The organism is Limnohabitans sp. (assembly GCF_038134685.1).
GTDB lineage: Bacteria > Pseudomonadota > Gammaproteobacteria > Burkholderiales > Burkholderiaceae_C > Limnohabitans_A.
The window spans coordinates 1-13,441 of sequence record NZ_JAYPVP010000005.1; the positions used below are offsets into that span (position 1 = coordinate 1).

The window sequence follows — 13,441 nt, forward strand, 5'->3', positions numbered from 1 at the left end:
CGGCGTTCAACGCCGACTTCGACGGTGACCAGATGGCCGTTCACGTGCCGCTGTCGGTGGAAGCCCAGATGGAAGCCCGCACCCTGATGCTGGCCTCCAACAACGTGCTGTTCCCCGCTTCGGGCGAACCCTCCATCGTGCCCTCGCAAGACGTGGTGCTGGGTCTGTACTACACGACCCGTGACCGCATCAATGGCAAGGGCGAGGGCTTGATGTTCGCCGACATCGGTGAAGTCCAGCGCGCACTGGATGCTGGCGTGGTCGAACTGACCGCCAAGATCAGCGTGCGCCTGACCGAATGGACCAAAGACAAAACCACCGGCGAATTCACGGCTTCCACCAAAATGGTGGACACCACCGTGGGCCGCGCCCTGCTGTCCGAGATCCTGCCCAAAGGTCTGCCTTTTGAGCTGCTCAACAAAGCACTCAAGAAGAAAGAAATCTCCAAGCTCATCAACGTCGCCTTCCGCAAGTGCGGCCTGAAAGAGACGGTGGTCTTTGCCGACAAGCTGCTGCAAAACGGTTTCCGTCTGGCCACGCGCGCTGGTATTTCCATCGCTATCGACGACATGCTGGTGCCGCCAGAAAAGCACGGCATCATCACCGAAGCCGAGAAGGAAGTGAAAGACATCGAGCAGCAATACGTCTCGGGTCTGGTCACCGCCGGCGAACGCTACAACAAGGTGGTGGACATCTGGGGCAAGGCCGGCGACGCCGTGTCCAAGGTGATGATGGATCAACTCCGCAAGGAAAAAACCATCGACCGCAACGGCAAGGAAGTCGAGCAGGAATCGTTCAACTCCATCTACATGATGGCCGACTCCGGTGCTCGCGGCTCTGCAGCCCAGATCCGTCAGCTCGCCGGCATGCGTGGCCTGATGGCCAAGCCTGACGGCTCCATCATCGAGACCCCCATCACGGCCAACTTCCGTGAAGGTCTGAACGTGTTGCAGTACTTCATCTCCACGCACGGTGCCCGTAAGGGTCTGGCCGACACGGCGTTGAAGACGGCCAACTCCGGTTACCTGACCCGTCGTCTGGTGGACGTGACGCAAGACCTGGTGGTGACCGAAGACGATTGCGGTACTTCCGAAGGTTCGCTGATGCGCGCCATCGTTGAAGGCGGTGAAGTGATCGAATCGCTGCGCGACCGAATCCTCGGCCGTACTGCTGCCGAAGACGTGCTGCACCCCGAAACCCGCGCCGTGTTGGCCACCGCTGGCACCATGCTGGAAGAAGACCTGATCGACGAACTCGAAGCCGCTGGCGTTGACGAAGTCAAGGTCCGCACTGCACTGACCTGTGCAACCCGCTTCGGTCTGTGCGCCAAGTGCTACGGCCGCGACCTGGGTCGTGGCGGCTTGGTCAACAACGGCGAGGCTGTCGGTGTGATCGCCGCCCAGTCGATTGGCGAGCCCGGCACACAGCTGACCATGCGTACCTTCCACATCGGTGGTGCCGCTTCGCGTGCGGCTGTGGCCTCCAGCGTGGAAGCCAAGTCCAACGGCATCATCGGCTTCAATGCCACGATGCGCTATGTGACCAACTCCAAAGGCGAGCTGGTGGTGATTGCCCGTTCCGGCGAAATCGTCATCCATGACGAACACGGCCGCGAGCGCGAGCGCCACAAGGTGCCTTACGGTGCGACCCTGACAGTCAAGGCTGACCAGACCATCAAGGCCGGTACCAATCTGGCCAACTGGGATCCGCTGACCCGACCCATCATCACCGAATTCGCCGGTCAGGTGAAATTCGAGAACGTGGAAGAAGGTCTGACGGTGGCCAAGCAGGTCGACGAAGTGACCGGTTTGTCCACACTGGTGGTGATCGATCCGAAACGCCGTGGCTCTGCCAAGGTGGTGCGTCCGCAGGTCAAGCTGATCGATGCCAACGGCAAGGAAGTCAAGATCCCCGGCACCGACCACTCGGTGACGATCGGCTTCCAGGTTGGCGCCCTGATCCAGGTGCGCGATGGCCAGGACGTGGGCCCCGGCGAAGTGCTGGCCCGTATCCCTGTTGAAGGTCAGAAGACCCGCGACATTACCGGCGGTCTGCCCCGTGTGGCCGAACTGTTCGAAGCCCGTTCGCCCAAAGACAAAGGCGTGCTGGCCGAGATCACCGGTACCGTGTCCTTCGGTAAAGAGACCAAAGGCAAGGTGCGTCTGCAGATCACCGATCCGGATGGCAAGGTCTGGGAAGAACTCGTGCCCAAGGAAAAGAACATCCTGGTGCACGAAGGCCAGGTGGTCAACAAGGGCGAAAGCATTGTGGACGGTCCGGCCGATCCGCAAGACATCTTGCGCCTGTTGGGCATCGAAGAGCTGGCCCGCTACATCGTGGACGAAGTGCAGGACGTCTACCGCCTGCAGGGTGTGAAGATCAACGACAAGCACATCGAGGTGATCGTTCGCCAGATGCTGCGCCGCGTGGTCATCGAGAACCCGGGCGAATCGACCTACATCGCCGGCGAGCAGGTCGAGCGCTCCGAGCTGCTCAACACCAACGAAGCGCTCCAGAAAGACGGCAAAGTGCCCGCGACCTACAGCAACGTGTTGTTGGGTATCACCTAGGCTTATCTGTCGTCCGACTCGTTCTTCTCCGGGGCTTCCTGCCAGGAAACCACCCGCGTGCTGACCGAAGCGGCCTTCATGGGCAAGCGCGACGAGCTGCGTGGCCTCAAGGAAAACGTCATCGTGGGTCGCCTGATCCCGGCGGGTTCCGGTCTGGCTTACCACCAGGCGCGCAAGGCCAAAGACGCCATGGACGACGCCGAGCGCCGCGCCATTGCCGACGCCGAAGCCGCCGAGTTGGCTGGCAATGCGGCTGACGCCGTGAGCGATAGCCAGGACGCCTGAGCGCCCAGCTAGCCTCTGATGCATCACGTCGTGATGCATCTTCCGCAGCCCCTGTTCACCCCGTGTGCAGGGGCTGTTTCATTTGGTGTTAAAAAGCATCCATGGACATGACTTGGCTGATTTTCTGTGCCGTGCTGGCGCTTGCAATGTTCTGGGCGGTGGGTGCGCACCACCGTCTGGTGCGCATGCGCGCCGAGATCCTGCGCCAATGGCACCTGGTCGACACGGTCTGGTTGCAAGTGCTGGTGCGTCTGGAGTCGGCGCTGGGGGCGCATGCCCTGCAGCAAACCCCGGAGGGTCAGGACACCGATTTGCAGCAGCGCTGCGACGAATTGCTCGGCGCCTTGTCACAAGCCCGGGTACAACCCATGAATGCCGACATCATGGCGACTGTCTCGCAAGCTCATGCGCAACTCATGCTGGCCCTCAGCCAGCAGATGAAGCAAGGCCAAGCCTCCGACTGGCACTCGCTGGCCGCTGTGTTGGTGCGCATGAAGCAAATGCTGCCTGCCACACTGGCGACCTACCACGTGGCTGTGCAAACCTATAACCAGGCCATCGAAGTTTGGCCTGTACGCCCCCTGGCGAGACAGCTGGGGTTTAGCCCCGCCATGCGTCTGGAACTCAAAGCCGGCCCGATGGAGTTGGCATGAATGTGCTTGTGAATGCGGGGCAGGCCCAGCCCATCCCGTTGTGGCGTCAGTTGCAGCAGGTGGCCCGAATGACCCATGCCGTCATGGGTGGGCAGTCGCTCACCGCTTTGCTCGAGACGGTGCCCGCCAACCTCCGCCCAGGCGTGCAGGCCCTGAGTTTTCATGCCTTGCGCCACTGGGGGGCAGCGCGTGCAGTGCGTGTGCTGCTGGCCGCCAAAGCCCCATCGGCTGCGGTCGATGCCTTGCTGTGCAGTGCGCTGTCCTTGCTGCTTGACACCGAGCGCCCGCTGTACCCGGAGCACACCGTTGTCAGCCAGACGGTCGAGGCAGCGCGTCGCGAACACAAGTGGCAACGTCAGGCCGGTTTCATCAATGCCTGTCTGCGCCGTTTTGTGCGCGAACGCGACGACCTGATGGCCGAAATCGCAGTGAACCCCGTGGCGAGCTGGAACCACCCACAGTGGTGGATCGATCAAATCCAGGCCGACCATCCCGAGCATATGGCCACTTTGCTGAACATGGCTCAGCACGCGCCACCCATGACCTTGCGCGTTAATCTGAACACAAGCGATGTGTCCACCACCCTTGCACGCTTGCAGGCACAGGGGCTGAACGGTAGAGCCGTAGGTGTCTGCGGCATCGAGCTTGATCGGCCCGTGCCGGTCAGCCAGCTTCCGGGCTTTGCCCAAGGCGAGGTGTCGGTGCAGGACGCCGCAGCACAAATAGCTGCCCCCTTGCTTTTAGGCGAGCGCACAAGTGAACCCCTGCGCGTACTGGACGCTTGTGCTGCCCCTGGCGGCAAGACAGGACACTTGCTGGAGTGGGCGCCACAGGCGCAGGTGCTGGCGCTGGATGTGGATGCACAACGTGCCCAAAAAATTGAGCAAAACCTGCAGCGCTTGAAAGTGCATGCGCAAGTGCGTGCTGCAGATGCCGCCGAGCCTGACAGCTGGTGGGATGGCCAGTTGTTCGATGCCATCATGCTCGACGCACCGTGCTCGGCCTCTGGCATCGTGCGCCGTCACCCGGACGTTCGCTGGCTGCGCCGCGCCTCCGATATTGCCAAACTGGCTGCCTTGCAAGCCAAATTGCTGGACGTCTTGTGGCCCCTGCTCAAACCTGGCGGGCGCATGGTGTATTGCACGTGTTCGGTGTTCAAGGCCGAAGGGCAGGACAACGTCCAGGCGTTTCTAAAGCGCAACACGCAAGCGGTTTTGTTGCCCTCTCCGGGGCATTTGATCCCCGGACAAGTGCCGCAAGGCTTGCCGGTCGGGGACAATCAGCTCGGTGAACATGATGGCTTTTACTACGCACTGTTGCAAAAGCCTGCGCCGTAGTCCCGGCGTGTGGCTGCTGGCCCTGCTCCTGTGGAGCTGGGCCTTGCTGTCGCATGCGCAAACACCTTCTTCGACCCCGTCATCAGTTGAGCTGACCGAGCTGCGCCTGGAGCGAGCAGACAAATCACTCGTGCTCAACAGCGCGTTGCGCCTGGAGCTGGGCAGTAGCCTGGAGGATGCCTTGCTCAAAGGCGTGGCCATTCACTTCGTGGTGCAGGCCGACGTGTACCGCGACCGCTGGTATTGGTCTGACCAGCAGGTCGCCAGCGCTGCGCGCTATTACCGCTTGCTTTACCAGCCCCTCACACGACGCTGGCGTTTGAGCCTGTCGCGCGAGCCGCTGTCTGCCAACGCCTTGGGCAACAGCCTATCGCAAAACTTTGACAGCCTGACCGAAGCGCTTGCCTTGGTGCGCCGTGTTTACGGCTGGCCCGTGGTGGATGTGGCAGACCTCTCGCGCTCGGCGCGCTATTACGTACGTTACCAATTCAGGCTGGACGTTAACCAGTTGCCACGGCCTTTCCAGATCTCTACGGGTGCTCAGTCCGACTGGAACCTTGGGGTGAGCCGCGAACTGGGTGTGGCCACAGACCTGCTGCAATAAGAGAAAGCCTTGAACACCAAGCCCATGCGTCGCAGCCTTTTAAGCAGCAAAACCAGTCGCTGGTTGTTGACGCTGGGCTCGGCCGCTCTCTTGCTGATTGGGGTGGGCCTGCTTGCCTTGCTCACCCGTGCCACCAGCAACCACACCAGTTACGAGCAGTATTACCAGCCTTTGCTCATCGTCAACGCCGTGGTGGCTTCGGGCTTGGGCATCACCATCTTGTGGGGCTTTGTGCGCCTGCTGGTGCGTCTGCGCAGGGGTGAATTTGGCGCGCGCCTGCTCCTGAAGCTGGCCGCCATTTTTGCGCTGGTGGGCGTGGTGCCGGGTGGGCTGATTTACGTGGTGTCCTATCAGTTCGTCTCGCGCTCGATCGAGTCCTGGTTTGACGTCAAGGTCGAAGGCGCACTCGCTGCGGGTTTGAACCTGGGCCGTGCCACCCTCGACACCCTGAGTGCAGACCTGACCAAACAAACCCGCATTGCGGCAACGCAGCTGGCCGAGGTGCCCGAGGAAAGCGCCATGCTCTCTCTGGAGCGCGTGCGAGAGCAACTGGGCGCCAGCGACGTGGTGCTGTGGGCCAACGGTGGCCGTGTGCTGGCCAGTGCCGGTCAGTCCCGCTACGAACTCAGGCCGCCCTTGCCTGCGGCCAGCCAGTTGCGCGATGCGCGAGCCAAAGGATCCGCTGTCGTGATCGAAGGGGTGGACGATGCAGCCCCTGGCGCCGACAAAGGACGCATTGTGGTGCTGGCGCAGCTGCCGCAAGTCAACTGGAACCTGGGCAACGACTACCGCATGTTGCAGGTCATTCAACCTTTGTCGCCCACCTTGGTGGCCAATGCGCTGGATGTGCAAAACGCCAACCGTGAATACCAGCAACGTGCCCTGGCGCGGGACGGCTTGCGCCGCATGTACATCGGCACCCTCACGCTGAGCCTGTTCATGGCTGTGCTGGGGGCCATTGTGCTGGCTGTGCTGCTGGGCAACCAGTTGGCGCGCCCCTTGCTGTTGCTGGCCCTGGGCATGCGTCAGGTGGCGCAGGGCGACCTCTCGCCCAAACACGCCTTGCCCGGCAAGGACGAGCTGGGCGATCTGACCCGCTCCTTTGCTGCCATGACGCAGCAGTTGGCTGACGCCCGCAAAGCGGTACACCAGAGTCTGGACCAGCTGGAGACCGCGCGCGCTCAGCTGCAGACCATTCTGGACAACCTGACTGCCGGCGTCTTGCTGATGGATGCGCAAGGCCACATTCAATCGGCCAACCCCGGTGCTACACGCATCCTGCGTGCCCCAGTGGCCGCACACGAGGGCAAGCCCCTGTCCAGCCTTCACGGCATGGAGGTGCTCGCTCAAGGTGTGGAAGAGCAATTCGCCCAGTTGCATGCCGACACCGATGTGCACGCGCTCGACCATTGGCAAAAATCTTTCGAAGTGCACGCCAGCGGCAACGGCATCCACGCCAGCGCTGTGACCTTGCTGGCGCGTGGCGCGTTCCTGCCCGACGGCATGCGCCTTTTGGTGTTTGACGATATTTCCGAAGTGGTGTCCGCGCAGCGTGCCCAGGCCTGGGGCGAAGTGGCGCGCCGGCTGGCGCACGAAATCAAGAACCCGCTCACCCCCATTCAACTTTCGGCAGAGCGCCTGCAGTTCAAGTTAGCCGACAAATTGCAAGAGGCCGATGCACGCTTGCTCGACAAGTCGGTCCAAACCATCGTGGACCAGGTCGATGCCATGAAGCGCCTGGTCAATGAGTTTCGCGACTATGCGCGCCTGCCTTCGGCCGAGCTCAAGCCTTTGGATCTGAACGCGTTGATCCAGGACGTCATGGGCCTGTACGCCCAGGACACCGCCGAGCGCAGCAAGATGCCCCTCATTGAACTACAGCTGGACCCGCAATGCCCGCTGATCCAGGGCGATGCCCAGCAGCTGCGCCAAGTGGTGCACAACCTGCTTCAAAACGCCCAGGACGCCTGTGAAGCCGCAGGGCACAGCGATGCCAAAGTCCTGGTGGTGACTCGCTACAACGCCGAGCGCGAGCGCGTACGATTGCAGGTGCGTGATGCGGGTAAAGGCTTTCCTGCAGCCATCCTGCAAAGGGCCTTCGAGCCTTATGTCACCACCAAAGCCAAGGGCACAGGATTGGGCTTGGCCGTGGTCAAGAAAATTGCCGACGAACACGGTGCCAAAATCGAACTGTCGAACCTGCAGGAGCAAGGCGAAACGATCGGGGCGCAGGTGTCGTTATCATTCAAGGTCAACAGAGACAACGCATAAGGCTATGGCAAACATTTTGGTGGTCGATGACGAGCTGGGTATTCGGGACCTGCTCTCGGAAATCCTCTTTGACGAGGGGCACCAGGTCGAACTGGCCGAAAACGCCGCCCAAGCCCGCGAGGCCCGTACACGCGCGCAGCCCGACCTGGTCTTGCTCGACATCTGGATGCCCGACACCGACGGCGTCAGTCTCCTCAAGGAATGGGCTTCCAGCGACTTGCTGAACATGCCCGTCATCATGATGAGTGGCCACGCCACCATTGACACCGCTGTTGACGCCGTGAAATTGGGTGCGCATTCGTTTCTGGAAAAACCCATCACCCTGCAAAAATTGCTCAAGGCGGTGGAACAAGGCCTGAGCAAAGAAGCGCGAGCGCCCGCACGTCAGGCCAGCGCCGCGCCCGCCATTGTCAGTGCCATGGCGCCCATGCCCCAGAGCTTTGCGGTGGACATGAACGAGCCCGAAGTTGAGGTGGCCGAGGTGGCGCAAGCCTTTGACCTGGATCGCCCGTTGCGCGAAGCGCGCGATGACTTCGAGCGTGCCTACTTCGAATTCCACCTGAACAAGGAGCGCGGCTCCATGACCCGCGTGGCCGAAAAAACCGGTCTGGAACGTACCCACCTGTACCGCAAGCTCAAACAACTGGGCGTGGACTTGGGCAAGGGCAAGAAAAACGGTCAGATCTGAAACGGGCCAAAAACGTCTGCTATAATTCCACCTCTCTGGCCCGGTAGCTCAGTTGGTAGAGCAGCGGATTGAAAATCCGCGTGTCGGTGGTTCGATTCCGCCCCAGGCCACCAAAATTGAAACCCCATTGGTTCACTCCAGTGGGGTTTTCTTCATAAGTGTTATGAAGCTAAACCCACCAAGGGGGTACCTTGGTGGGGCGGGTTAGTTAATCTTCCACCCAAAAGCGAAAGAATTGACCGCGTTTCGGGTAAATGATGCGTCCATTCTTGCGAATGTAGCGACAGAAGACCCAGCGACCCCCGGCAGTTTTTTCTGGAGCAGCCATTTGGCAACCCTCCTAAAAAAATGGTTGTAAGGGGTTACCTGTAAGCTACCTTTAATCAATCCGAGTAAACTCGAAAAGCTTTAACCAAGCTAGCTGGATGCTTCACCCGTATTCAGCACCCGGGCGGTTTAGGAGGTGAGATTCCTGACCGCCCTTTTTTTTTAGATCTCGCCGTCAGCCCTCAGCTTTCTGAGACGTACTTCGGCGGCTTGCAGCGATACCCCAAAATAACTGGCAATCTGTGTTGCAGTGCACAGAGATGTGCTTCTGATGCTGGTAAGCGGCATAGCAAATTCAGCGGCGAACGTGTTGGCTTGCCATTCTGAGTTTTCCCAAATTGCCATGGGCGACGACTCTTGGGCGCGATTGATAGTCCGCCGATGTGCAAGTAGGATGTGCCCCAGTTCATGCGCAATGGTGAATGTGGCTCTGGCACCGCCTCGTACCGCATCCGCATAAACGGCATCTTGAATGTAAAGAGTGTTGCTTTCTGGAATCCAGCATGCTTCGATGCCTTGTCCTACCGGGGCGCTCGAAGCCTCAAAGATGTCAACCACGATGCCGTAGGAGTGCAGCTTTTCTAAAAAGGCAGCCCAATTAACTCGACCTGCCGGAAGTCCCAATGCCGAGCGCGCATTAGCGGCAATTTGCCTGATGGCTTTTTTTGTTTGCGGCGCAACACGAAATCCGGTTTGCAGGTCGGTCATGGTGTTCAACCTTTCATAGCTTTTTTCAATAGTTGTTCAAAGTTCTTGAGTTGGTCGGCATCAAGGGTTGTGCGGGCAAAACCAGCAACCATCATCTGCTGTGCAGGTGAGAGTCCTTCAATCGACACCTGTCCGTTAGCCATGCTTGCCAGATCATCCAAATTTTCGGCTTGCACCCCTCGGGCTCTGAAAAATGCATCAATTTTGGGAACCCAACCGAGAGGTACTTTTTTTCTGCCTGTTTCAATGCCGCTCAGAAATGCGGCTGTAGTACCGATCTCATCAGCCATTTGCTGAAGTGTCGTTTCGGTGCGAACCCTTGCTGTTCGTACCGCCTTTCCGAATTCAGTAAGTGCCATCTCGATCTCCTGTTTGGTGAAAACGGCTTTTGCCGAGCCGATGGTCAATTTTATACCATATTGGTTGAATTGTGCAACCGCATTGGATGATTGGGGTGTTTGGCTTGAGACCAGCTCGGATTGCAAGGGGTCAATGCTCAGCGAGTAAAAATCTGAACACCTTTAAAACGTGCTCAGGTTTTCGCTGATGCTGCAGTGGGGTTGAGCGAACTCAAGCGTCCGTCAGTTGGGCAGTCATTGCCCCTATCGTCTGCTTTCGCGCCTTGCTCGGTATTTTGTGCAGAGCCAGCAATAGCTCGGCAATGTCCTGTTCCTCGCAATACATGTAGGGCGGCGGCACTTCCAGAACATTGGCCAGCAGCTTCACCGTGGCGAACGGTGGTTCGTGGACACCAAGTTCATACCGGCTGATCCGTGCCCTGGCGCTGGATTCGTCCAAGCCGATGGCCACCCCTACTTTTTCCTGAGCAAGACCCAATGCTTCACGGCGTTCGCGCATGCGGCGTCCGACGATGGAGGTGGGGGGGTTTTTTCATCTTGCACGTCACGAGTTTCGTGACAGTAGTCATAATTGTCGTCACGAAAGTCGTGACATTCTTTTTGAGGGGAAGTTAAATGAAAAAGATGGTGGTTCTAATTGCCGCATTAAACTGCAGTGCCGCACTGGCGTTCGATGGATACGAAGGAATTAAATTCTCTTACACCCAAAAGGATGTGGAGTCGCAGGGGTATGTATGCAAGCCGCCAACAAAGAGCACCGAAGAGTTCTTGGCAAAGTGTCGACACTTAAGTAAGCGCGGAGAGGTTTTTGGCTACCCTGCTGAAAACTTTGAAGTCACAGTTGGTAAAGAGGGGAGGGTCGAGTCAATAAGGATGGAGCTTGTTGGCAGATTCGATATCGGAGAATATCTAAAGTTAGGTCAAAAAATTGAATATATTTTCGAAAAGAAAAACGAGGCAGGGTCAGTAAGGTCAAGTGGAAACGTTCTCCGCGATGAATGGGTTGCGAGTAATGGGTCGAGGGCCGTGTTGATGCTTTTTTATGGTGTCCCTGGAGTCATGAAAACCACAACATCTATTTCATTTTGGAGCCCACGCGTAATCAATGGAAAACAGAAAAAATAAAAACAATTAAATGCCCGCCCTAGAGAAATCCTCGGCGGGTTTTTCTTTGTCCAAACGAAAGGAGTTCTATGCACGTACTGCGCCATCCCGGTGAGGTGTTGGCATTTGTTGAAACCTATCCAGACCCATGCATCACTGCCCTGATCCAGCATCGCATGGAAGAACTGATTGACGAAGACACCAGCATGGAGGAATTGGTGGTGTTCGTGATCCTTGAGGCCGGTGACGGTATCGAGCAACTGCAGGCCCAAATGGACGTGCGTGTCATGTCTGACCTGGGCAGTCCCTTGTGGGAAGTGATTGAGGAACACGCCACTTGTTATGAGCTGGTGTTTGTGTTGTCCTCATCGGGCTACGGTACCTTGATCTTTGCACCCAAGACCGAAGCCGCCCCGGATATCTTGGACTTGTGCCAGGAGCATGCCTACCGAAGTCCGCCTTACCCACCACCCGACGCAATCGACGCACCCGTCGCCACAGACACCGCCCACCGAGGCGGTTTTTTTACGCCTGTTCAACCCAAGGAGACCAATGAAACCAGTCGATGAACTTGTGGCCGCAATGGTGGCATGCCTGACGGATGACCTGTACGAACTGTTTCAGGAGCGTGCAGCCGTTCGCCAGTACGACGGTGGCCAGAGCCGTGAATTGGCAGAGGCCATGGCCGTTTTGGATGTCATTCATCTGCGCCCCAAGCAGGCCTGCAATTGCTGGCAATGAAAGGCACTGCGGGAAACGAGGCATCTTATTTGAAAGCAACCCCGCGTCATGTGCGCACAACCCATTGAAAGGAAATCCATGGAAATCGAAACTGAAGTCACTGAGGCAGAACTGTCTCCAATCCAAGCAATCCACACAGGTGAATGTCCTTCCCTGTCAGGTCAATCCACTTTGACCTACGCCATCGGTCGGCATCCCGATGACCAATCCCTGCATTTGCGGATCGTCGCCAACACTGGTGGTGGCATGTTCTCCGATGAATGGGCGAGTGGCGAAGCAATTGACGCCTTGGTGCAGTCCAGCACTGTTTTGATCTCCCGCTCGATGTGCGAATTGCATGCTGGGCGAAGCATCAACACGGGCGGATTTGTGTTGTCCGTGCTCAAGCATCTGGGCTTGGTGCGCGTCAATACAGAGAACAGCCGCCATCACGAACTGGTGCCCGGTACCACCTTCGAACAGGTGGCATTGGAGGCACTTGGGGCCATGGGGCAAGGAGTACCCGGTGGTAAGCGCAAGACCTTGAAGCTCAAGTCAGGGGAGGTCTGATCTGGCATCCATCACTGCCGCTTTGATCGCCGCTGCCTTGCTCGGCATGTGGTTCAGCGCAACACGTTGGATTGCCATTGCCGCAGCAGCTGCCTTGTGCCTTTTGTTCCCTTGGCTTGTGGTCGTCGTCATTGTTGGCGTGGCCTGGGCCTTCCACTTTTTCAAGATTCGTAACCAAAGGAGATAGACATGACATACCTTGACTGCATCAGTACCGCCGTCCAACGTGCCTTAGATTGGGACGACATCCCCGAAGACCTTTTGCCGCTGGTCATAGTGTCGGAGGCCTCTCACCTGAGCGCCACTGACGCGGACGCCATGGGGCGCACGACCTGGCACTGAGTAGGGCGGCCACAGCCTGCCCCCAACCGGCCCACATGCGGCCAACCTGCCCACCTCTCGGGCACCCCCCCGGCCCCCAGCGGCCATCGCCACCGGTAGCAACCGGCCTCGGCTTCACCCCCTTTCCCCAGTCCGACACCAGTAAGCACACAACGTAGCTGCGCAAGCAGAGGCATCCGTGCGTCTGGATGGATTGGGGGGAGGGGTCTTTCCATCCATTTTTTTCGGATCAATTTATGACCACACCAACCATCATCAACACCATCGTCCCTGAATCCGAGCGCATGAACATCGTGGACGGCCTCTTTGGCATGTCGTACATGCTCAAGCTGGAGCCAGTAGTGTTCAGCATTGCAGAGGCATTGGCTGAAAGCTACAAGGGGGCCTATTGGGAATTCCATGACCTGAGCAACGGAGGCTGGTATATGGCCCCACGACATGACACCGAGTTCACCGTGAGCTGCGAGAACGGATTTGACGGCAAGCTGTCACCGGATGCTTTCGGCATCACGGCTTGTTTGTACGCTTTCAGTGAGCTGTCCTTTGCGGGTGATCGCATGGCGCGAACCTGTGCAACGCAATACCACCTGTTGCGGGAATATGTTGCTGGACATCCAGAGGCCAGGTCAATCTATCGGGCTATCGACTGACGGACGACACTACCGAGTCGAGGGCTTGGTACTACACATCCATGTCCACCCGCCACCCCGAAATTTTCCGACTTTTCCGACCAATCTGTACCGAGTGGGGAAAGTGGATTTTCTTGGGGTGGCTGGGAGGTCCGGTGATGACTATGACGCAGCGAAGTGCAGAGTCGTGAATGTATCTTTGCAAGCTGCAATTTCATTGAGCTTGTGAAAGGCATTTAACTGCGTTGCATTTTTTCCAATGGAGTAATGCATC

Annotated in this window: 14 protein-coding genes, 1 tRNA gene and 1 pseudogene; 13 read left to right on the plus strand and 3 right to left on the minus strand. The window is 58.3% G+C overall.

Translation table 11 applies throughout. From position 1 onward, the window contains the following. From AAFM15_RS03295 to AAFM15_RS03325, 7 genes and pseudogenes are all read left to right on the plus strand, one after another. Nucleotides 1–2,855 (plus strand): annotated as a pseudogene (locus AAFM15_RS03295) (DNA-directed RNA polymerase subunit beta'); the annotation flags it as partial. Nucleotides 2,856–2,956: 101 nt separating this feature from the next. Further along, nucleotides 2,957–3,508 carry a hypothetical protein gene (locus AAFM15_RS03300; RefSeq protein WP_341685275.1) on the plus strand — a complete coding sequence of 184 codons (552 nt, stop codon included), beginning with the start codon at nt 2,957–2,959 and terminating at the stop codon, nt 3,506–3,508. Further along, nucleotides 3,505–4,845 carry a 16S rRNA (cytosine(967)-C(5))-methyltransferase RsmB gene (rsmB, locus tag AAFM15_RS03305; RefSeq protein ID WP_341685276.1) on the plus strand — a complete coding sequence of 447 codons (1,341 nt, stop codon included), beginning with the start codon at nt 3,505–3,507 and terminating at the stop codon, nt 4,843–4,845. Before AAFM15_RS03300 ends, rsmB begins: the two co-directional genes overlap by 4 nt. Then, entirely contained in the window at nt 4,802–5,449 is a 648-nt protein-coding gene (locus AAFM15_RS03310; RefSeq protein ID WP_341685277.1) for a DUF4390 domain-containing protein, read from the plus strand. Before rsmB ends, AAFM15_RS03310 begins: the two co-directional genes overlap by 44 nt. Nucleotides 5,450–5,473: 24 nt before the next feature. Further along, entirely contained in the window at nt 5,474–7,720 is a 2,247-nt protein-coding gene (locus AAFM15_RS03315) for an ATP-binding protein (RefSeq protein ID WP_341685392.1), read from the plus strand. Nucleotides 7,721–7,724: 4 nt separating this feature from the next. After that, complete coding sequence (locus AAFM15_RS03320) at nt 7,725–8,408, plus strand: response regulator (protein WP_341685278.1); 684 nt, start codon at nt 7,725–7,727, stop codon at nt 8,406–8,408. Nucleotides 8,409–8,445: 37 nt separating this feature from the next. Next, nucleotides 8,446–8,521: transfer RNA gene (locus AAFM15_RS03325), tRNA-Phe, on the plus strand. 376 nt (nt 8,522–8,897) lie between these two features. Here AAFM15_RS03325 and AAFM15_RS03330 read toward each other — a convergent pair. The 3 genes from AAFM15_RS03330 to AAFM15_RS03340 form a co-directional block, all read right to left on the minus strand. Then, complete coding sequence (locus AAFM15_RS03330; RefSeq protein WP_341685279.1) at nt 8,898–9,443, minus strand: ImmA/IrrE family metallo-endopeptidase; 546 nt, start codon at nt 9,441–9,443, stop codon at nt 8,898–8,900. A 5-nt stretch (nt 9,444–9,448) separates the two neighbouring features. Then, a complete protein-coding gene (locus tag AAFM15_RS03335) occupies nt 9,449–9,928 on the minus strand; it encodes a helix-turn-helix transcriptional regulator (protein ID WP_341685280.1) in 480 nt (159 codons plus the stop codon). A gap of 85 nt (nt 9,929–10,013) precedes the next feature. After that, nucleotides 10,014–10,301 carry a helix-turn-helix transcriptional regulator gene (locus AAFM15_RS03340; RefSeq protein ID WP_341685281.1) on the minus strand — a complete coding sequence of 96 codons (288 nt, stop codon included), beginning with the start codon at nt 10,299–10,301 and terminating at the stop codon, nt 10,014–10,016. Between the two features lie 116 nt (nt 10,302–10,417). Here AAFM15_RS03340 and AAFM15_RS03345 point away from each other — a divergent pair, with 116 nt between their 5' ends. From AAFM15_RS03345 to AAFM15_RS03370, 6 genes are all read left to right on the plus strand, one after another. Next, nucleotides 10,418–10,927 (plus strand): hypothetical protein, encoded by a 510-nt coding sequence (locus AAFM15_RS03345; protein ID WP_341685282.1) that lies wholly within the window; start codon nt 10,418–10,420, stop codon nt 10,925–10,927. Nucleotides 10,928–10,995: 68 nt separating this feature from the next. Then, the gene (locus AAFM15_RS03350; RefSeq protein WP_341685283.1) at nt 10,996–11,475 is read left to right on the plus strand and encodes a hypothetical protein; all 480 of its coding nucleotides are present in this window, start codon (nt 10,996–10,998) and stop codon (nt 11,473–11,475) included. Then, nucleotides 11,459–11,647 carry a hypothetical protein gene (locus tag AAFM15_RS03355; protein ID WP_341685284.1) on the plus strand — a complete coding sequence of 63 codons (189 nt, stop codon included), beginning with the start codon at nt 11,459–11,461 and terminating at the stop codon, nt 11,645–11,647. Before AAFM15_RS03350 ends, AAFM15_RS03355 begins: the two co-directional genes overlap by 17 nt. A gap of 48 nt (nt 11,648–11,695) precedes the next feature. Continuing rightward, entirely contained in the window at nt 11,696–12,196 is a 501-nt protein-coding gene (locus tag AAFM15_RS03360) for a hypothetical protein (protein WP_341685285.1), read from the plus strand. Nucleotides 12,197–12,385: 189 nt separating this feature from the next. After that, nucleotides 12,386–12,538, plus strand: a complete 153-nt coding sequence (locus tag AAFM15_RS03365) for a hypothetical protein (protein ID WP_341685286.1) — start codon at nt 12,386–12,388, stop codon at nt 12,536–12,538. Nucleotides 12,539–12,774: 236 nt separating this feature from the next. Beyond that, nucleotides 12,775–13,188 (plus strand): antirestriction protein, encoded by a 414-nt coding sequence (locus AAFM15_RS03370; protein ID WP_341685287.1) that lies wholly within the window; start codon nt 12,775–12,777, stop codon nt 13,186–13,188. Nucleotides 13,189–13,441: the final 253 nt, after the last annotated feature.

Coding starts and splice junctions, on each gene's coding strand:
- AAFM15_RS03300 (WP_341685275.1), top strand. CDS start 2,957: ATGGACATGACTTGGCTGATTTTCTGTGCCGTGCTGGCGCTTGCAATG.
- rsmB (WP_341685276.1), top strand. CDS start 3,505: ATGAATGTGCTTGTGAATGCGGGGCAGGCCCAGCCCATCCCGTTGTGG.
- AAFM15_RS03310 (WP_341685277.1), top strand. CDS start 4,802: ATGATGGCTTTTACTACGCACTGTTGCAAAAGCCTGCGCCGTAGTCCC.
- AAFM15_RS03315 (WP_341685392.1), top strand. CDS start 5,474: ATGCGTCGCAGCCTTTTAAGCAGCAAAACCAGTCGCTGGTTGTTGACG.
- AAFM15_RS03320 (WP_341685278.1), top strand. CDS start 7,725: ATGGCAAACATTTTGGTGGTCGATGACGAGCTGGGTATTCGGGACCTG.
- AAFM15_RS03330 (WP_341685279.1), bottom strand. CDS start 9,443: ATGACCGACCTGCAAACCGGATTTCGTGTTGCGCCGCAAACAAAAAAA.
- AAFM15_RS03340 (WP_341685281.1), bottom strand. CDS start 10,301: ATGCGCGAACGCCGTGAAGCATTGGGTCTTGCTCAGGAAAAAGTAGGG.
- AAFM15_RS03345 (WP_341685282.1), top strand. CDS start 10,418: ATGAAAAAGATGGTGGTTCTAATTGCCGCATTAAACTGCAGTGCCGCA.
- AAFM15_RS03350 (WP_341685283.1), top strand. CDS start 10,996: ATGCACGTACTGCGCCATCCCGGTGAGGTGTTGGCATTTGTTGAAACC.
- AAFM15_RS03355 (WP_341685284.1), top strand. CDS start 11,459: ATGAAACCAGTCGATGAACTTGTGGCCGCAATGGTGGCATGCCTGACG.
- AAFM15_RS03360 (WP_341685285.1), top strand. CDS start 11,696: ATGTGCGCACAACCCATTGAAAGGAAATCCATGGAAATCGAAACTGAA.
- AAFM15_RS03365 (WP_341685286.1), top strand. CDS start 12,386: ATGACATACCTTGACTGCATCAGTACCGCCGTCCAACGTGCCTTAGAT.
- AAFM15_RS03370 (WP_341685287.1), top strand. CDS start 12,775: ATGACCACACCAACCATCATCAACACCATCGTCCCTGAATCCGAGCGC.